The sequence below is a fragment of the Sphingobacterium alkalisoli genome (assembly GCF_005049105.1).
GTDB classification, from domain to species: domain Bacteria; phylum Bacteroidota; class Bacteroidia; order Sphingobacteriales; family Sphingobacteriaceae; genus Sphingobacterium; species Sphingobacterium alkalisoli.
This window is the reverse complement of the sequence record NZ_SUKA01000014.1, coordinates 1-19,959: the sequence shown is the minus strand read 5'-3', so window position 1 is coordinate 19,959 and position 19,959 is coordinate 1. Positions and strand designations below refer to the sequence as shown.

Below are 19,959 nucleotides of genomic sequence, written 5' to 3'. Positions count from 1 at the left end.
CTGATCGAAAAGAAAATTCCGGGCAAGGGCTGGGAGTATATCGTCTACAATGGCAACGATCAAACGGTGCTTACACAGGATGCGGTGCAGCGTGCAGTCGGGAAATGGTCCTATATGAAGTACGATGTCTTTGGCCGGATGACATCGACCGGTATCTATACCAATACCGCGCTGACCAGCCAGTTGCTGGCACAGAATGCGGTAAACAGCCACCCCCTGGTCAATGGTGTCAGACCATTATGGGAAGACCGTATCCAGGCCGCCAATTACACCAACAAGGCGTTTCCAACCGCTGGTACCGTTGAGTACACGGTCAACTATTATGATGACTATACGTTCAATGGAGCCACGAATGCGGCACTGTTACCTTCGGGAATCACGAGGAGCCAGAGAACAAATACCCTTCTGACCGGTACGAGGGTCAGTAAGGATGACGGTACAGCTCCGCTGCTAACGGTAAATTATTACGATGAGCGTGCCAGGTTGATCCAGGCCGTATCACAGAACCACCTTGGCGGCACTGACCGGGTTACCAATACGTACAGTTTCGTGGGAGAACTGCTTACCAGTAGACACGAACATAAGGCCAGTCCTACAGGAGCGGCCACTACCGTCCTGACTACCAATGCGTATGACCATGTAGGCAGGTTGCTTACGAGCAGACATAAGATTAACAGTCAGACAGAGGTTGTCCTTGCCAAGAATGAATACAATGAAATAGGCCAGCTGAAGAACAGGAGTCTGCACAGCGAGAACAACGGCAGTACATTCCTGAGCTCAGTAGCCTATAGCTATAACGAAAGGGGATGGACCACAAAAGCCGTTGCTCCACAGTTCAGCTATCAGCTGAACTATAATACGGGTACCAATCCACAGTACAACGGTAACATTTCACAGCAGCTATGGGGGCATGCGTCGACTACGTCCAACACGTTTTCCTATACCTATGACAAGCTGAACAGGCTTATCAACGGTACAAGTACCGGCGTGGTGATGAGCGAGGTATTGAGCTACGATGATATGGGCAATATCGAATCACTGCAACGTGATAATAAAACACCCATAGCTTACAGCTATCTGGTAAGCGGACAGAAGAGTAACCGTCTCCAGTCGCTATCGGGCGGATTTACGGGAACATATACCTACGATGCCAATGGTAATGCGACAAAGGACCGTACGGGTATGACCTTTAGCTACAACTATCTGAACCTTCCTAAAACAGCGGTCAAGACCGGAGTCAATGTGTCGTATCTCTACGATGCACTTGGAAGCAAACTCAGAAAAACATCAACGGAGAACAGCATCACCACTATAAGCGAATATGTGGGACCGATAGAATACAGTAAGGTCGGATCGGCTGCGGCAGCCATAGACCGCATAGCCACATCGGAAGGATATCTTACACCGAGTGGTAGCAGCTACATCTACCACTACAACCTCAAAGATCACCTTGGCAATGTACGTTCGGTACTGAAAAAGGGAGCGAGCGCTAGCGTACCGGAGATCGTGCAGCAGAGCGATTACTATCCGTTCGGAAAAAGGCATGGCAACGCTACCTATCTTTCCAATGATAATCGTTATCTTTATAACGGGAAGGAGCTGCAGGATGAGCTGAGGGGCGGTGTGCATTCCTTCGGAAGTTCTTATGTACAGGAAGGCCATTACGATTACGGGGCAAGATTCTACGATGCTGAAATTGGCAGGTGGAACACAGTGGATCCGCTAGCGGAAATGATGAGAAAGGAATCTCCGTATAACTATGCTTTCAACAACCCGATACGGTTTATCGACCCAGATGGAAGGGCACCTAGAGACGGACAGCGGGGCATGTATTATGATTATGATGAGAAACGCTATCGTGATGAAGACGGTAATGATGTGAGCCTTGATCAAGCAATGGCTTATCATCAACAAGGTGGGAAAGGAGATCCTCCGCCCAAAAGTAGTTTGGAGGTATACATTTGGGATAAAGAAGGCGGGAAAGATGTTGGGCATACAGCTATCAGGATAGGTAATAGAGTTTATGGATATTATCCAAGTGATGAGAATGCTAATGGGGGATTTGATATGAAAGAACTTTTAAGTAGCAAAGGTGATATGAAAGTCAAAGATTTGAAGGGATTCGTTAATAGTTACCAAGGAGAAATAATTACATCTTATAAAATCAACTTGACTCAAAAACAGCTGGATGCAATTGAAACAACATTGAATGACTATATTAAAGATCCTGGGACCTATAGTCTTTTAGGACAAAACTGTACTACTGTTGCTTTGAGTGCGCTCGTAATAAATGGAATACAATTAAAAGCGAAAATGGCTGTGGGTGCAGGAGGACGGTTCCCAGTAGTGAGTTATCAAAAGATAGGTGACAATATAGGTTCTTATAGTCCATCTAGACTAGCAGATGTCTTACAATCGTCGGTAAACCAAAATACGGTTTCTGATATTAAGCGATTTAAAGTTGTTCAAAGATGAGAATTTGGTGTATTTTGTTTCTATTTGTTTCTATTTTTTCATGTGGAAGACATCTTGACGATGCTACACTTTCTAAAATGCTCGAGGGGGAGGATAAGCAACAAATTATTGAAGCGACTAGATATGTAGTTGACCATAAAAAAGTTGAACTGGTAGGAGCCTTATTGAAAAATGGTCTTGATCCTAGGATTACACATGATTTGCGTTACAAGGGGATGACAATTTATCAAATAAAAATGCATGCTGTTCAGAAACTAATGGAAGTGCCACCGCCAAAAAAAATAGATTCTGAACCAGATTCTGTGGTATTTAATTTTTATTTAAGACTTGCCAGAAATAAAAAGTTGATTTGAGTAATCGAAATGTAGAGTAGTAAGAAGGTATTAGATTACGGCGCGAGGTTCTACGACGCGGAGATCGGCCGGTGGAACGTAGTGGATAATAAGGCTGAAAAATATCACCGTCATTCTTCATATAACTATGCTATTAATAATCCTCTGATTTATATTGACCCGGATGGAAATGATATTTTTAATATTAACATGGAAACTGGGGAAATGGAAAGGATTAAGACAAAAGGGAATACCCATTCATATTATTTGATAGGAGAAAAAGGCAGTAGTACCCATATAGGAGATTTTGAATACAACAAAGATGGATACATAAGATTACCAATGAGCTATTCGGCAAACGATGAGAAAGGGAATGCTTTTGGTTTTCAGTTAAAAGAAGGAAATGGTTATCGGGCTTATATAAGGGGGGATGCTATGGGATCTTTATTAGGAGCCTTAGCGGAAACCGGAATATCAGATTTGACAGTTGTGGGGTTTAGTTTGCAGGATGGTTCTTCCCCACGACCTAGCGTATCACACAAAGATGGCAAAAATGGTGATTTACGATATCTAAGGACTGATGAAAGCGGGGGAGCTGTAACATTGAATGAGAAGCAATTCGATTTGCAACGACAAAACAATTTGAATTCTTCCTTATCAAAATTTGGATGGAAAGACTTGGTTTCGGAGAGGTTTACTCCTTATGGAACAAATCAAAGAGTATTATTGAATAAGAGTACCGCTGGAAAAGAGAGAGGCATATCCTCTAGCCATTATGATCATTTACATTTACAGGGGTATAGTACCAAAATAAATACGACATATCACGGAGGCACCTTGGAAAGTGTTACAGTGTCACCTAAAAGAAACGAATAAAATGAAAATCAGAAATATATCCATTTATTTGTGTTTTATACTGTTGAATTCATTTGCCTGTGATAATTTGACAGAGAAATCTTCTTCTCGACAAGGTAACCCTATGAATAGTAAAAATGAAGAAGGGGTTTTAGTTATAGATGCTTTGTCTGTCTTCGAAGATCATGAGATTGTCAAGGTGCTGAATGTTGACGGCAGTTTGTTTGCTGAAATAAAGAGAACGAATGATCGAGAACCCTTCTCAGATAAATTGAGTGAAGAAAATATATTGGCTTATTATCCGGATTATTACATTATACATTTCGAAAGCAACATAGTGTCAGATTCTCTGTATTCAGTTAGTATAGGAAAAGAAACCAAGCTAATAGCTAAAAATCGTTATATGGAATTCCTTTCATGGCCAGATTATATAATGAGATATTATGTTACAACTGATAAAAATAATCCGTTACGACAAACACCCTCTGATGCAGGAAAGGCTATTGAGGATATTGATTATTCAGAATTGAGTTTTGTGGGGATAGAAATATCAGGTGACTGGGTAAAGGTGAGATGTGATAAGGAATGCGAGGGATGCGGAGATTGTCCTGTAGTTTCTGGTTGGATTAGATGGCGCATGGGCGGTAAAGTGATAGTTAAACAATATTATGTTTGTTGATTTTGTTATGAATAAACAGTACAGCCCAATCCGAGAAGGATTGGGCTGTACTGTTTATAGACTATATGCCCTACGGGCTTTCGCATCCCTGATATATGTATCGATAAGGTCGTAGAGCGTCTGTTTCTTGTTCTCCTCATTTGGAGTCGGTCTTTCTGCCGAAGTTGAGAAAGTGCACGGTTTACGTTTATTCCTTATCAAAAGAAATTTTTCAATTTGGAATTTGAAACTGCAGGAGTCTCCGCTTCTAAATTTGAGCTAGACTTTTACAATAGAAACGATGGGAGGAGATTTTTAAATGATGCCCCTTCTTCTGCTAAATTTGGCTATGCATACGGTGGTATTGGCGGATCTTTAGACCTTGAACAAGACAAGGCCTCCGTAGGGGCAGGTATGGTAGGTTTTTTTTATGCAAAAGATTTTTATAAAAATAATACTTCTAGAAATGTGGCTGTTTATGAATTCGGCGCATCGGGTTTTGCGGGTTTTTTTGGTGGCGGTTTCTCTTTAAAAATAGGACATACATGGTAGAATTATATAATATTCCGAGTCAAATTTATGTGTATTTTATTGGAATAATTACGGTAGTCGTCTTTATAAGTGAATGGATTAAATATTTTATCGTAAAAAAGGCCCTAAAAGGCCACATCAAATTTGAGCTAAAGCAAAACGGTTGTATCTTACTTGACTATACGTTTTTACGGTTTTCCTCTGGAAAATTTGATGTTGCATGGTTTTATTTTTTATATCCGCATCTCGCTACTGGTCTCCACAGGAACCGGTATTATGTCGATCTTAAAGTAAAGGATGCACAAGGTATAACAAAGGTAATAACTGTCAGGATCCAAAGTGTATACTTCTTTCAAGTTGAAAATATAACTTATGCACCTGTATCTTAATTCTCCTTGCCAAGAACGAATACAGCGAGATCAGTCAGTTGAAAAGAAATCGTTTGGCGGAGATAGGGACGGGCTACTTCGGCTACGAGTTCCATACTACTAGATGAGTTGTCGAAAATGTATGCTTTGTCTCAGGGTTAAAGTGTTTGGCTCTTTTTTAAAAATGTCTAGGTCTTTTTGGGTGAGCTGTAGGTCGAAAACATCTATATTTATAAAGCCCTTAGAAGCAATTTCCTTTTCGATTTCATCAGAATTTACAAAATGGCCAGTTCTGAATTGTTGCATTATAGTGGTGAAGATGGTTGACTTTCCACAGCCATTTGGCCCAGCAAATACTTTTAACATTTTGGTTGCAGACATATTTTAGTTCCTTTAGTTAAGGCAATACGGCTTTTCACTTGGTTGATTTTTTTCAACTCGCGAGTAGTGCCATTTGCTTCTTTAAGGACTATTTTTTTGCCCTGTACGATTTGTATTGGTAATTCCAGAGCCGTAGAAATTCTAAATGCTGTAGATGAAGCCTTTTTAGCAGCCCTTGAAACAATTTTTCTCTCTTCTTGTGTGTTTAATCTCTTTGCAGTTTTAGACATAATTCCTCCCGTTGCAATACTTGTATAAAAATATGAAAAACTGTCGTGATACGAAAGATATGTTTTTGTGTACGCCCTCCGGTTTATCCCTTGGGAAACCCCAAGAATGTGCAAACTCTTTCTACACCAAAAGCTCTTCAGACTTTTCCCAAACATTCTATCGTCTATATTAATGGGCACGGGACAAAGTCCATGAGCCAGCGATTAGCATATACTGGCGAGGAGGCAGCACGGGGAATGTAATTTTGGATAATAAGATTTTAATATTATTAAATCAGGCTAGAGTTATTGTTTTTTTTATCCAGTAGTTCTTTCGGGAATCCATTTTTATCCAAAATTAAATCTGTCTGCAAATCGTTGGACTCCAAAATTTATAAACTTTACCTCACAAATATGATTTTTTAATGCTTTTACTTCAGGAATATCAATTTTACTCGAATATGATTGCCTTTTTGATTACTTGTCCTTGGCACCGTCGTAAGTCTGTTTCAGTACCGTCTTTACAGCATTCTTAATGCGATCCATTCCTTCTTCAGTAGTAAGATCTATTTCGCAGAAGGTGCTGTCCGTGGATTTTGCATGAAGAACCAGGTAATAAATCCCGGCGACGAGGAGACTTGATACGGCTCTCAGATCCACGTCTTTCCCCGCTAGCTCCCTGTCCGAAAAAGGAAAGAATAACGAGCTCAGGCGTTCTCTCGACTGGGTTACATGCGACATGATGTCTGACTTTTCGCTTATCTGCCAGAGAACAACTTTTTGCATCTCTTCGTCTTTACTGAAGTGGTCGATCTGATTGATCAGCAAGTTTTCCAAAAACTCCCGCGAACCGGCATTAGCAGTTTTGGCGAGCATTTCCATGGCGCCAACCGAAGCGCCAACCCAGTAGTCCTTACCTTTGATGTATGTCTCAACAAGATTGTCCACGGTGCCAAAATAAAGACTGATAAGTTTTCGGTCTACGCCTGCTTCGCTTGCTATATTGGCGATGTTCAATCCAGTGTAGCCATATTTCTCAATGACGATTCCCACGGCCTGAATTAATTTATTCATCGTCCGCTCTTTGTTGTTTTTTTCGCCCTTATATACTTTTCTCGCCATGGTTAACTATTAACGTAATGATAACGCGAAGTTAACCAATTATATCCGTCATGTGAAAAAAGCTGCTATCTATCTTGTTTTAGACAGATCTATCTTTTTACCTATATCCTCAAGGGCGTTTAATCCCCTGTCTAAATTTTCCCGTGTATGGGTAGCCATCAAGCTGGTTCTGATCCGTGCATTTTTTTTGCAACCCCCGGATACATGATACAGTTGGCAAAGTTGATGGATTTCATCCATCTTAGCTAAGTCGCTATTCTGTGAATATACGCCGTCAATAATAACAAGTTTGGTCCTATATTTAGATTGTGCATCAACCACTGCCCGCTCCAGATATGGCATGTTATTGTGCGGAAAACGTTTAGTGTTTGTGTTAAACAATCCTTCAAAGACACTTGCATGTACTTCCATGTCAATAATTGTGAATAATTTCATATTAACGTGATATTAATATTGTGAAATTGTTAATATTGTTTAATATGATATAGTAGTTCTTGCAAAAGTGGATAAATATTAGGGCCGCTATATTTTGTTTATTGTTTTTATAAACTACTTTAATGCAATTAGTTATGATATTATCTTCGGTTTTTGAAGGTGATGAAAGGTGATGTCTATTTTTAGTAGATATATATTTTTCTTGTGTGAAGGAAAAATATTTTTATTAATATGTCTTTTTTAATAAAATATTTTTTAATTTAGGGTAGACAACAGGAGTACGTTAATTATTAATCTAAATAACCTGATAGTCATGTTGTAAGCAATACTTTTTTTGATCTTGAGAATTTGACAGTTATTGGTTTTAATCGAGTTGGGTGTAGCTATTGAGATGAATTACGGTATCTAAGTTAGGAACTAAAATTTAATTACATATACTATGAAGTTTTTCGTTTTACCTCTATTTGCGCTGGCTGTCGGAACTGCTAATGCTGCCCACTCACAGATTAAAGTAGTCGGAGATGGCTCAGTCGGATTGGGGATAGAAAACCCTGTCCATCCGCTGCATATCAACATGAGCCGTTTTCAGCTGAACTATTCGTACAATGCCCCGCTTTATGTAACCGTTGCCAGTTCTGACCCCAGGATCTGTAGCAATAGCAAAATTGTTTTTTATAATACCTCTCAAACGGGACACATTCCGAAACAAGCGTCGGCTTTTATTACCATGTCTGATGTGGTTTATCTGGAATCTGAAAACAGAACGGATTCAAAATAAGGTTTTATTAAATTAACATAGGGTTTCGCTGAGTGGCACGGCATTGTTAAATTGAGCAGTAAGATCCTTCATATTAAATTATTATCCTATTACCAACCAAATGGAAAAGAAACTTTTTTATATATGGATAGGAATCATTTTTCAGTTTAACCTATCGGCACAATCAAACAGTATTGTCCCGGTCTCCCCGGAAGCGGCCGCACTGTCAAAAATGATCAACTATCCCGTAAACCTTAATACCGGTATTCCCGATATCAGCATTCCCTTACATGATATTAGGGCAGGAAAGCTGGTGTTGCCCATCACACTGCACTACCATGCGGGCGGATTTCGGATAAACGAACGGTCAACCCGGTCCGGCATGGGATGGTCGCTGAGCAGTGATCTGCAGATTACAAGATCCGTTAATGGGTTGGATGACATTAAATCGTATACGGGTTATATTGCCAATTCGCTGGTCAAGAGCAAAGACACACTCGACATCTATCAGGATAACAATGCCTACCCGCTTTATTCTGTGACACCGTTTCCCTACCGTAATCAGTACGACATTGCCATGGGTGAAAAGGATGGTAGCCCCGACAAGTTCAACTATAAGCTATTGGGTAAATCCGGGTCGTTTTATTTTCAAAAGAATAGTGCGGGAACGGGCTATACCATTGTACCGGTGCCGTATGACGACATCAAGATCACCTGGAACCATGGACAGTTCAAGATCGTGGACACCGATGGCACTACCTATTTCTTCGGAGAAGTCATCCCGTCAACCGGATGGGATATAGATATGGCCGTGGATCTTGGTTTTGAAGTGTCAGGCTACAGCCCCAACAGTGTGATTTCGGCATGGAAGTGCAAAACTATTGTTGACGCAACGGGTACCTCGCAGATGGCCTTTGAATACGAAAAGAAAGCCGAGGCACAGTTGCGGAGCTATCAGGATAAAATCGAGTACTATTACAACGGTCAGAGTCCCAGTTCCTTCAGGCCCTACTACCGCTCGGACCAATCACCGATAAACAACGCCAATAGTTTTGAACATCTGCAGTCGCTGGTAGATCTTTGGTCTGTCTCCACGCCCAAATATAAGGAGTATACAGCGACGGCAAGGCGGTTCCACGTGCCGTATGTAAACAGTACCACAGGGCAGGTTACGGACAAAGTGTATCCCATCACACAGGGGAGCAATTTTACATCCAGCCGTATAGCCGGCCTATCGCTCAAGCAGATTACCTTTAATGGCGGCAGGGTAGTTTTTACAGGGGCCGACAAACTGTCGGCCATCACGGTATACCAGGGGCAGACCAACCAGTTGAAAGAGGTCAGTTTTATCCAGACCTATACGACACCGGCTTATATGCAGGAAGCTAAAAATATCAATGGGTTCAATTTTCAGGGTACATTGTATCTTGATGAGCTACATATATCGGGCCAACAGAATACGGCCCCCGAGACCTATAAGTTCCAATACCTAGAAAAGCAATGTTTTGGCAATCACTTAAAAGGGCATGATATATGGGGGTACCGCAATGCCTATACCTTCGAAATACCCCATCCCAGTGCCGGAACCTCGGCGATCCCGGCACACAGCCTGAGCCAGCGGTATTACTTCGGTAGCAATTATTTTCGGGATAATGTGGTCATCGACTTCGGTGGAAACAGTAGTCAGGAAATGCCCAATGAGCAATATATGAAACGGGGTGTGCTATCCCGTATCACCTATCCGACGCAGGGCTTTACGGTATTCAATTTTGAAGCCAATAAATACAAGGAAGGGTCGGTCGCCCGTACCAGTGGTGGTTTACGGATCAGCAGCATACAGCAATTTGACGCCGGGGGGACCACCCCTGTATCCAGAAAACACTACAAATATGGTGAAAACGAAGATGGCACCGGCATCCTGGCCAATCCACCTGTAAGCGATATCGACGCAGCAGGCAACATTACCTATGCCGGGTTCAGCTACCAACAGGTGATGAGCTACCTCACGGGGCCAAATGACGTACCCGGCAACGGTACAGCGCCTTTTTATCCGATTCCGATCAACTGCTATAACAGGGGCTGCCTTTCCGTCGTCGCAAATGAAACCAAAACGACCTACCTTCCGTCGTCTTTCCTTGATTTCACCTATTCAAACGGGGCTCCCATCTACTATACCAACGTAAGTGAATACCGTGAAGCTTCTACCCAGCTGCAGGGGAAGACCGTGCATATGTACTATGATCCAGATGCATTCCATGACTTTTTTTCCGTTGTCCGATGGCCGGAGAGCCATATCGAAGGCACCAACATACCGCGTCTGCAGAGCGAAGGCTTCATCGGACTCAAGAAAGCAGAGATCCAGTACAAAAATGTTTCCGGTAGCCTCACGCCCGCCTTGAAGACCGAATACAGCTACAAGCGGTATCTCCGGCTCCAGATGGTACGGGTGGTATATGCTTTCCTGAGGGTCGAATTCAACATCATAGGGGGAAACTTTAACAGCAATGGCTTTGAGCTGTATAACCAGGCATATAGCTTATGGGGCGATGATCCCGAGGACTATTACATAAGCGGTCAGTACGGCATTGCTGTAGGTAAGATGCTGCCATCCAAAACGGTCGAAACAAATTATGACGGCCCCGTTCCGGTTATCAGACAAAGTGAATATTTCTACGATAACCAGCAATATACCCAGCCCTCGCGCATACAGGTTACCGACAGCAGGGGAACGAAGCTACAGACCGGTTACAAATATGCCTATGACTATAGCGGCTCCGTCTATCAGCAGATGGTAGCAAAGAATATCATCAGTCCTGTGATCGAGGAACGTGTTTCGTACGTAAGCCCGGTCAGGGAGGTGAGCAGAACGGTCAATTCCTGGGCCAGTTTCGCCGTCGGTTCCGGTATCTTGGCTCCGTCGGTTATCGAGCGTTCGGATAAAGGAAGCGCTCTCACGCCCAGGTATACTTACGATTTGTATGATGCCAAAGGAAATTCTTTACAGGTTACGCAAAAATTTGACACGGCAAATGGATCAAGTACGGTCTACCTCTGGGGTTACGGAGGTCAATACCCCGTAGCAAAGGTAGAGAATGCGACCTATTCGGAAGTGCTGGCGGTAGTCGGCCAATCAGGTATTAACAACTTAGGTGCTTTGAATGTGCTCCCGGGTACGATCAATACGACGATTAATACCCTTCGCAACCATGCAAATATGCGCAAGGCCCAAGTGAGCTCCTATACCTATAAACCATTAATAGGTATGACAAGTAAGACGGATGCTCGTGGCATAACTGAATATTATGAGTACGATAATTCTGGCCGATTGAGCATTATGAAGGATTCTGAAGGAAATATTCTCAAAACCTATTGTTACAATTATAAAGGACAGCAGGTCGATTGTTTTGGATATGTACCTCCAGTTCCTGGTCCTTATCAAGGGATGGTAAGCAGAGTGAATAGCGTTATCGCTGAGAAGCTTGCAATTGATCCTTTGAGTATCGTAGGAGTCAACCGTTTAATTGAAGATCTTGGAGCCGATGAGCTGGACTACATAGAAATTATAATGGATATTGAAGAAGAGTTTGATATTGAAATCCCTGATGTAGACCTAGCATCTTTGCTTACGGTAGGAGATATTTATGAATATCTCGTTATAAGACTTCATATTTTGACTTATCAAGGGATGGTAAGCAGAGTAAATAGCGTTATCGCTGAGAAGCTTGCAATTGATCCTTTGAGTATCGTAGGAGTCAACCGTTTAATTGAAGATCTTGGAGCCGATGAGCTGGACTACATAGAAATTATAATGGATATTGAAGAAGAGTTTGATATTGAAATCCCTGATGTAGACCTAGCATCTTTGCTTACGGTAGGAGATATTTATGAATATCTTGGTAATGTACTAAAAATTGATCTTTGATTCATTTCAAATAGTATTACTTAATGAGTATGTTTCGAAATCACATCCAATACTGTAAACTGAGAGAATTTGGATATTTTGCGATAAAATATTAATCATAAAAAGATGGGTTTGGGTATTATTCGGTCAATACTTTGTAATAAAATATAAACAAAAGAATTGTATAATTTGTTATATCATATTTATTTTACCTCGATGGTGTTTAAAAAATATTTGTCAATTGTTTTCGTGCTGTGTTTGCACTCGCTATATGCTCAGAACCCTAGCAGCAACCAGAACTACATTATGGAGAGTGTCGTTCGTGACAGCGGAGTCACAACCCTTTCTCAGCTTCGCATTCTTCCTGTACAAGGAGCCAACCGGAATGTACAGTATTACGACGGTTTGGGCCGTCCGATGCAGACGGTGCAGTGGCAGGGGAGCCCGAATAAAAAAGATATCGTGCAGCATATCGAGTACGACAATTTCGGCCGTGAGTCAAAGAAATATCTTCCCTATGTGTCCTTGGGGATAGACGGTTCCTATAAGGCAGGCGGCAGCGTTAACGTAAACACATTCTACACTAAGACTACCGGAGATGATATATCCGGTATCGTACGTACCCCGAAACCCTATGCCGAGACGGTGTTCGAGAACAGTCCCTTAGATCGCGTATTGCAGCAGGGGGCATCGGGGGAGGCCTGGCAGCCCGAAGCAAACAGGGAATTAGTGACCACGGCATCCACGACTGGGCATACCGTGGCGGTGGATTACGGCACAAATAGGGACAGCAGTGTGCTCTTTTGGAAGGTCAATGATAACGGCAACGGGGCGACGGCAGAAACCGGAACGATTAAAAACTACTATGTGCCGGGCCGTCTTTACAAGACCGTTACCAAGGATGAGAACTGGGTATCGGACAATGGAAGGGGAGGGACGGTGGAGGAGTATAGGGACTTCGGCGACCGGGTGGTGCTGAAGCGGGTATGGAAGAGCGATACTGATTCGCTCAGTACCTATTACGTTTATGACGACTATGGAGACCTGTGTTATGTTATACCGCCGGGCTATACCGGTGCTACGGTTACGGAAACGCCTAGCGGAGATTTCCACGAGTTGGTTTACGCGTATAAGTACGACATCAGGCGTAGGCTGATCGAGAAGAAGATCCCCGGAAAAGGCTGGGAATACCTCGTTTACAATGACAGGGACCAGCCCGTTCTCTCGCAGGATGCTATGCAGCGTGGAGCAGGTAAATGGAGCTATACGAAGTATGATGCCCTGGGCAAGGTGGTGTCTACCGGCATCTATACCAATACTTCCTTGACCAGTCAGTTACTGGCGCAGAACGCGGTAAACAGCCATCCTTTGGTTAATGGTGTCAGACCGCTCTGGGAAGACCGTATCGGGACAGCAGACTATACCAATAAGGCCTTTCCGACTTCAGGAACCGTGGCATATGTAACCAACTATTACGACGACTATGCCTTTACCGGTGCCGCAGGCCTTCCCGAACAGGGGATCACAAAAAGCAGTAAGACGAAGACCCTGGTTACCGGGACAAAAGTGAGCAAGGACGACGGTACTGCTCCCTTACTTACGGTCAACTATTACGATGACCGTGGTAGGTTGATCCAGTCGGCCTCGCAGAACCATCTGGGCGGTACAGACTATGTAACGAATAGGTACAATTTCCCCGGCGAGCTATTGACCAGCAAGCGTGAGCATAAGGCGTCACCTGCAGGAGCCACCACTACGGTACTGACGACGAACACATACGATCATGTGGGCCGGCTGGTCGATACGCGTAAGAAGGTGAATACGCAGGCGGAGGTGATCCAGAGCCGTTCAGTGTACAATGAGATCGGGCAGTTGAAGCAGAAGCGCCTTCATAGCGAGAACAGCGGTACGAACTTTATCAACAGTGCCGATTATACGTACAACGAGCGCGGTTGGACAAATAGGATCGGATCGCTGCATTTTACGGAGGAGTTGAGGTACAACGATCCGGCCAGCGGGGGCATGGTACAGTACAATGGTAATATCTCGCAGCAACTGTGGGGACATAGTGACACGACCAATAGCACCTTCAGTTATACCTACGACAAGCTGAACCGGCTGGAGAACGGCACAAGCACAGGTACGATGATGAGCGAGATACTGACCTATGACGATATGGGTAATATCTCTACGCTAACGCGCGACAACGGTACAGCCATTAACTATGGTTATACGGGCAACCGGCTGACTTCATTATCAGGCGGGTTGAGCGGTAGCTACACGTACAATGCCAATGGCAATGCGCTGACAGACCGGACAGGAATGGCCTTTACGTACAATCACCTGAACCTGCCGAAGACGGCAACTAAAAGTGGTACAAGCGTTGCCTACCTGTACGATGCTTCGGGTGCTAAGCTTCGCAAGACGGCCACGGTAAGCGGTACGACCGGCCAGCGTGATTATATAGGCGGTATCGAGTACAACAAAGTCGGTAGTGCCGCGAGTACCATTGAGATGATCCATACCGAAGAGGGCTACCTGCAGAACAGCGGAGGTACGTACACGTACCACTATAATCTGACGGACCACTTGGGCAATGTACGTGCTACGTTACAGCGTACGACCGCTACAACAGGTGCGGTCATCCAAAAGCATGATTATTACCCGTTCGGTAAGTCGAAGGCTATTGTAACTTCGGGTATCAATAAGTACCTTTATAATGGCAAGGAAGTCCAGGGCGAGCTTGGGGGATTGCTGGATTACGGGGCTAGATTTTACGATGCGGAGATCGGCCGGTGGAATGTGGTGGATCCTCTGGCGGAGCAGATGAGGAGGCATTCACCCTATAACTATGCTTTCAATAATCCGATACGTTTTATCGATCCGGATGGGATGGCTCCCGCAGGGGTGGAATCATTGCTGATGTGGGCACGTACGGCCTCTGCGATGGAAGAAGGTCGTAATCGGCTTGAGTCCATGATGTATGGAGAAGACGATCAGGAAGATCCACCGAAGAAAAAACTTTCTGCAGAAGAAATTGCTAAACTTAATCAAGAATCTATTGATTGGCAATATGATGTTTTGACCAAGTTTAATAAAGGTTTATTGGGGATTAGGACTTTATTCGCAGGATTCGGCGGAGAAAAATCTTTAAGAGCGGTAAAAGGATTAAAAGGCGGCTGGCTTCCTGAAAAATGGGGTACAGGTAGTTTAATTATTGAGGCGGGAGGAAATTTCTCGGCGAGCGAAATCGCTGCTGCGAATTATATGAAGAGTCAAGGTTATCGAGTTTTTTTGAGAAAGCCTGTTGGCACTAGGGCGGCAGGGCAGACATCCGATTTAGTGGTTAACGGAATAAATTATGATGTCTACACGCCCGTAACTTCAAATGTAAATAGGATAGTCTCCGCAGTAGCTTCTAAAAATACCCAAACTACAGGTGTTGTAATAGATTTGTCGGAAACTAATGTTGTTTCATCACAATTGAGTAATTTGTTGCAACGAGTCCAAGGTACGGGAGCTACGAATATTAAAAATATCATCATAATGCCAAAATAGTTTTATCATGCCAAAATTAAAATGCGTTTGCAGTTATGTAATTAATCTAAGCGAAATACCCAGCCCCAATCAATATCTTATTATCTCAGATGTAGAAATGGATAGGTACGTAGGAGAAATAGATATTGAAAACCTCTATTTAGCCATGAAAGTAGTTGCTCATTGTCAAAACTGTGGTAGACTCCATGTTTTTTATGAGGGTTTTGATAAGGAACCAGTTGTTTATAAGATAGATAGCTAGATAGATCCCTGGCGCCGGAACCAGCCTAAGGGAGTTCTGCGGAACAAATGCTTCCGGCGCTATTTTTACGCAGTCGAGGATCGGATCGCCACATTTTACACAGGAACTGAGGTACAACGATCCGGCCAGCGGTGGCACGGCGCAGTACAATGGCAACATCTCGCAACAACTGTGGAGACATGGTGCCACGACCAATAGCACCTTCAGTTATACGTATGACAAGCTGAACCGGCTGGAGAACGGCACAAGCACAGGTACGATGATGAGCGAGATACTGACCTATGACGATATGGGTAATATCTCTACGCTAACGCGCGACAACGGTACAGCCATTAACTGTGGCTATACGGGCAACCGGCTGACTTCATTGTCAGGCAGGTTGAGCGGTAGCTACACGTACAATGCCAATGGCAATGCGCTGACAGATCGTACAGGAATGGCCTTTACGTACAATCACCTGAACCTGCCGAAGACGGCAACTAAAAGCGGTACAAGCGTTGCCTACCTGTACGATGCTTTGGGTGCTAAGCTTCGCAAGACAGCCACGGTAAGCGGTACGACCACCCAGCGTGATTATGTAGGCGGTATCGAGTACAACAAAGTCGGTAGTGCCGCGAGTGCGATCGAGATGATCCATACCGAAGAGGGCTACCTGCAGAACAGCGGAGGTACGTACACCTACCACTATAACCTGACGGACCACTTGGGCAATGTACGTGCTACGTTACAGCGTACGACCGCTACAACAGGTACGGTCATCCAAAAGCATGATTATTACCCGTTCGGTAAGTCGAAGGCTATTGTAACTTCGGGTATCAATAAGTATCTTTATAATGGTAAGGAAGTCCAGGGCGAGCTTGGGGGATTGCTGGATTACGGGGCTAGATTTTACGATGCGGAGATCGGCCGGTGGAATGTGGTGGATCCGATGGCGGAGCAGATGAGGAGGCACAGCCCGTATAACTATGCCTTTAACAATCCGATACGGTTTATCGATCCGGATGGGATGGCTCCCGCAGGGGTGGAATCATTGCTGATGTGGGCACGTACGGCCTCTGCGATGGAAGAAGGTCGTAATCGGCTTGAGTCCATGATGTATGGAGAAGACGATCAGGAAGATCCACCGAAGGCGAAGTACAATGTTTTATCAGGAAAGAAAGTCTATAAAAAATTAGATGATCCATGGGAAATGCTATTTCGACTGATTTCGCCAAGGACTTATACAGATCCTGAAACTGGAGAAGTTTATGATGTAGATAATGACGGATATACTGTTCAGCCACTTAGAACTGGAATAGCTGGAGAGTGGATAGGGGGGAAAGGATTTGTAAAAGCTGCTAAGGCGGTACAGACGCAATGGGGATGGTCGGGAACAAAAGTGTGGAAAAACTTAGTAGGCAGGGTTAAAAGCGGTGGTACAATAGAGAACCTATCAGGAAAGATTCCTACGAAGAGTGAAGCTATAAAGCTGATAGAAGAAGCTGGCGGTAAAATACAAAGAATAGAAGGCCCGCATCTGTCTCCAAATCCACACAGTTATCCACATATCAATTACACTACTCCAAGCGGGACAAAAGGTACTATAAAAATTGAAAATTTATGATCGTAAATAAGGAACACATACTTAAAGCAAGAGAAAATTGGCAAAAAGCAGCATATAATTTCAAATTTGAAATTATTACTCCTTATTTTATATCTGTAAAAGGTTCAGAAAAGGAAGTTTTTGCATTTGTTCCTGCGTATGGCTCGTCAAATGGCACAATTATAGAATTAACATCTCCTCCCGAATATAACACGGATAAGGAAATTATGGAATGGGCGTCTGACAATGATCTTTTTTGTAGTTTTATAAATGTGGACAACCTTTTAGAGTATGACGAGCGATATTTTGTAGAAATACTCGATGATTGGATAAAATGCAAAAACAGCTAGGGTTTTAAGGATAGTTACGGTGACTAATACCAAGATCTATAAGAGTGAACGGGGTAAAAAGGTCAGTATTTAATTCATTAGATCCTACTATACAAAAGAAAGTAGCGGCTGCAATTGAAAAAGGTATAGTGGCTCCGACAGGGCAGCAGGGAATAATTAAGTTGACAGCAACCGAAGCTGCGCAGACCGGGTATCAATATAAAGTGAAAATATTAGGCAAGGGCAGTGATATGAGAATATATGGTAATCCAAAGGAAAATGGACATATATTCTTCGATAAGATAATGGGACACTAAAAAAGTTGAAAATGAAAATTGAAGGTATGCAGCAAGTGCTATTGTTGCTTTATAGTAGGGCGAAGCAGAAATTTGAGGAATGTATCAATGATGAAGGTAACAAATTTTTAAAAGACGAAGTAAGCGTATCTCTATATGAGATTGTAATAATTGAAAAAGATATAAAAATAGTGTTTTCGCAACGGGATTTCGAGCAATATTTGTTTGAAATAAGTTTAGTATTATTTGATGGACAGAAAGAAATTGGAAAATACTTGTATATTGAAAATGAAAAGGAAGAAGCGATTGATGATAGTTTAGTGTTTTATTAAGAATACTTCTAAGACGGGAAGTAGGCTTGGAAATGCTGCAACGAGAAGTCAAATAGACGAAATATCTGACAAAATAGCTACGGCTGCTGCTCATAGACTTGGTTTCTTTCCAGCAGAGGTAGTAATTCAAAATGGTGTTGCTGAAATTCCTATAACATATATGACTTCAGTCAAATTGAGTGATATAACATCAGTTTTCAACGCATTGAAAACTAATGGAGCTACATCTGTGATAATTAATACGGGGGCCGATCGTTAATCCTGGAATTACACCGAGATTATTGAATGCTGTGAAGAAGGGGGTAGAATTTATGGGGTTTAAGGTGATCCAAACGGCGAATCCAAACAATATTTTCATGTTAAGTAAAGAACTATGATATGAAAAGTGTTGATATTAAGGCTAGAATTAAACGTAATTTGTTGGACAAGCTATCTGGCAAATACTACAGGGATGAAAGCAGTGATATAATTCAGTATTTAAATAAGAATAATGTAAAAGCTTTAGTTGGAATCCAACAAGATGATGGTATTTATACTATTATAGGCACCGAAAAAATCTATTATTTGACACCTTCTATGACTAAAGGTGAAATTGTTATTGGTGATTTTTTAACAATTCTAAATCAAGTTGCTTTGACTTTTGGCAAATCCGAAAAATATGAGTTCATTAAAGTTAATGAACATGATTATGTTTGGGTAATGAACTTAGAGACAATGAATGCTTTATGGAATACAATGCTTTTGCTGTATAATGCTGGAGATTAAGGACAATTGAAAGTAAATCATTAAGAATTTATTTAAATAATGTTTCTATGGATCTAAGGTACAGAAGCACCTCCCTAAGTCTTAAAGGAATTCAGAGACGGTGGAACGATTACGAACGGTGAGTATAACAAATTAGATAAAGGGAAAATAATGAATAAGCTAAAACTTCTATATAACAGAAAAAAATACCCTTATGTGGGTGACGCTTATGATCCAGCTGTTTTATGGGGAGAGATAATCTTAAATGTTACATGTGATAATTCGTTGGTTAAGAAGATTTTTAAAATAGAATGGGATCTTCGAGTAGTACTTGATTGGTTACTTATAAACAAGAATAATATTTTGTTGGCTAGTTGTGCTCTTTTTCAAATTGAAAGCCACATTTCAGTTGCAGAAAGCGTTTATCGTTTTTACGACATAGAAGATGATCTTGATGAAAAAATGGTTGATGAGATGTTCGAATTTCGGCAAAGTCATTGTTTACGGTTTGGATTGAGAGGAGTTGATATTGATGAAATTTATTTAGGTAGAAATAATAATGTGCATGAAATATCATTTTATAGTGAAGAGCTGTCTTGGAAGTTTGAAATAGATATAATGGATTTTTATAGAGAGATTGAATTAGAATTTAATCATTAGCTGTGTAATAGATAATAAAAATGAAATACTTAGTTATTGACGCTGCATTAAGTGGCACTGGAATTAGTGGATATTACGGATCGATTAGTGCCAGTTATTTCGGTCAGTTGATGCCGGCTATTACGGTTCAAAAGGTGCCATTTTAGAATAATTTCAGCCCCGTTTTTACGGTTCGTTTTGTGCCATGTCCATT

20 protein-coding genes are annotated in these 19,959 nt (G+C 42.3%); 16 read left to right on the top strand and 4 right to left on the bottom strand.

The features are described from left to right. The 6 genes from FAZ19_RS23575 to FAZ19_RS23545 form a co-directional block, all read left to right on the top strand. Positions 1-2,475, top strand: a 2,475-nt coding sequence (locus FAZ19_RS23575; RefSeq protein WP_136823236.1) for an RHS repeat domain-containing protein, incomplete at its 5' end; no start/stop codon positions are given. Beyond that, positions 2,472-2,828, top strand: a complete 357-nt coding sequence (locus tag FAZ19_RS23570; RefSeq protein WP_136823235.1) for a hypothetical protein — start codon at positions 2,472-2,474, stop codon at positions 2,826-2,828. The genes FAZ19_RS23575 and FAZ19_RS23570, both read left to right, overlap by 4 nt. A gap of 204 nt (positions 2,829-3,032) precedes the next feature. After that, complete coding sequence (locus FAZ19_RS23565; RefSeq protein WP_229707696.1) at positions 3,033-3,683, top strand: hypothetical protein; 651 nt, start codon at positions 3,033-3,035, stop codon at positions 3,681-3,683. A 1-nt stretch (position 3,684) separates the two neighbouring features. Beyond that, on the top strand, positions 3,685-4,341 hold the full coding sequence (locus tag FAZ19_RS23560; RefSeq protein WP_136823234.1) for a hypothetical protein: 657 nt from the start codon (positions 3,685-3,687) through the stop codon (positions 4,339-4,341). 216 nt (positions 4,342-4,557) lie between these two features. Beyond that, the gene (locus FAZ19_RS23550) at positions 4,558-4,872 is read left to right on the top strand and encodes a hypothetical protein (protein ID WP_136823233.1); all 315 of its coding nucleotides are present in this window, start codon (positions 4,558-4,560) and stop codon (positions 4,870-4,872) included. Beyond that, complete coding sequence (locus tag FAZ19_RS23545) at positions 4,866-5,240, top strand: hypothetical protein (protein WP_136823232.1); 375 nt, start codon at positions 4,866-4,868, stop codon at positions 5,238-5,240. Before FAZ19_RS23550 ends, FAZ19_RS23545 begins: the two co-directional genes overlap by 7 nt. Before the next feature lie 99 nt (positions 5,241-5,339). On the opposite strand, the gene FAZ19_RS23540 is transcribed toward FAZ19_RS23545, so the two are convergent. The 4 genes from FAZ19_RS23540 to FAZ19_RS24180 all read right to left on the bottom strand — a co-directional run bounded on the left by FAZ19_RS23540 (position 5,340) and on the right by FAZ19_RS24180 (position 7,366). Continuing rightward, positions 5,340-5,600, bottom strand: a complete 261-nt coding sequence (locus FAZ19_RS23540) for a hypothetical protein (RefSeq protein WP_136823231.1) — start codon at positions 5,598-5,600, stop codon at positions 5,340-5,342. Then, on the bottom strand, positions 5,579-5,830 hold the full coding sequence (locus FAZ19_RS23535) for a hypothetical protein (protein WP_136823230.1): 252 nt from the start codon (positions 5,828-5,830) through the stop codon (positions 5,579-5,581). Before FAZ19_RS23535 ends, FAZ19_RS23540 begins: the two co-directional genes overlap by 22 nt. Positions 5,831-6,286: 456 nt before the next feature. Beyond that, entirely contained in the window at positions 6,287-6,931 is a 645-nt protein-coding gene (locus tag FAZ19_RS23530; RefSeq protein WP_136823229.1) for a TetR/AcrR family transcriptional regulator, read from the bottom strand. A 69-nt stretch (positions 6,932-7,000) separates the two neighbouring features. After that, positions 7,001-7,366, bottom strand: coding sequence for a PLP-dependent aminotransferase family protein (locus FAZ19_RS24180; RefSeq protein ID WP_188876239.1), 366 nt, complete (start codon positions 7,364-7,366; stop codon positions 7,001-7,003). A 439-nt stretch (positions 7,367-7,805) separates the two neighbouring features. On the opposite strand from FAZ19_RS24180, the gene FAZ19_RS23520 reads away from it, so the two are divergent. The 10 genes from FAZ19_RS23520 to FAZ19_RS24380 all read left to right on the top strand — a co-directional run bounded on the left by FAZ19_RS23520 (position 7,806) and on the right by FAZ19_RS24380 (position 19,912). After that, entirely contained in the window at positions 7,806-8,144 is a 339-nt protein-coding gene (locus FAZ19_RS23520) for a hypothetical protein (RefSeq protein ID WP_136823228.1), read from the top strand. Between the two features lie 100 nt (positions 8,145-8,244). After that, the gene (locus FAZ19_RS24175; RefSeq protein WP_211245563.1) at positions 8,245-12,045 is read left to right on the top strand and encodes an acyl carrier protein; all 3,801 of its coding nucleotides are present in this window, start codon (positions 8,245-8,247) and stop codon (positions 12,043-12,045) included. Between the two features lie 285 nt (positions 12,046-12,330). Further along, a complete protein-coding gene (locus FAZ19_RS23505) occupies positions 12,331-15,582 on the top strand; it encodes a DUF6443 domain-containing protein (RefSeq protein ID WP_169305769.1) in 3,252 nt (1,083 codons plus the stop codon). 500 nt (positions 15,583-16,082) lie between these two features. Beyond that, entirely contained in the window at positions 16,083-17,426 is a 1,344-nt protein-coding gene (locus FAZ19_RS23495) for an RHS repeat domain-containing protein (protein ID WP_229707694.1), read from the top strand. After that, the gene (locus FAZ19_RS23490) at positions 17,423-17,755 is read left to right on the top strand and encodes a hypothetical protein (RefSeq protein ID WP_136823224.1); all 333 of its coding nucleotides are present in this window, start codon (positions 17,423-17,425) and stop codon (positions 17,753-17,755) included. Before FAZ19_RS23495 ends, FAZ19_RS23490 begins: the two co-directional genes overlap by 4 nt. Positions 17,756-17,799: 44 nt before the next feature. Beyond that, positions 17,800-18,051 (top strand): hypothetical protein, encoded by a 252-nt coding sequence (locus FAZ19_RS23485; RefSeq protein ID WP_136823223.1) that lies wholly within the window; start codon positions 17,800-17,802, stop codon positions 18,049-18,051. A gap of 11 nt (positions 18,052-18,062) precedes the next feature. Continuing rightward, positions 18,063-18,362, top strand: a complete 300-nt coding sequence (locus FAZ19_RS23480) for a hypothetical protein (RefSeq protein ID WP_136823222.1) — start codon at positions 18,063-18,065, stop codon at positions 18,360-18,362. A 378-nt stretch (positions 18,363-18,740) separates the two neighbouring features. Beyond that, positions 18,741-19,127 (top strand): hypothetical protein, encoded by a 387-nt coding sequence (locus tag FAZ19_RS23475; protein WP_136823221.1) that lies wholly within the window; start codon positions 18,741-18,743, stop codon positions 19,125-19,127. Between the two features lie 150 nt (positions 19,128-19,277). Further along, positions 19,278-19,766, top strand: coding sequence for a hypothetical protein (locus FAZ19_RS23470; RefSeq protein ID WP_136823220.1), 489 nt, complete (start codon positions 19,278-19,280; stop codon positions 19,764-19,766). A 20-nt stretch (positions 19,767-19,786) separates the two neighbouring features. Continuing rightward, positions 19,787-19,912, top strand: a complete 126-nt coding sequence (locus FAZ19_RS24380) for a hypothetical protein (protein WP_262709360.1) — start codon at positions 19,787-19,789, stop codon at positions 19,910-19,912. Positions 19,913-19,959: the final 47 nt, after the last annotated feature.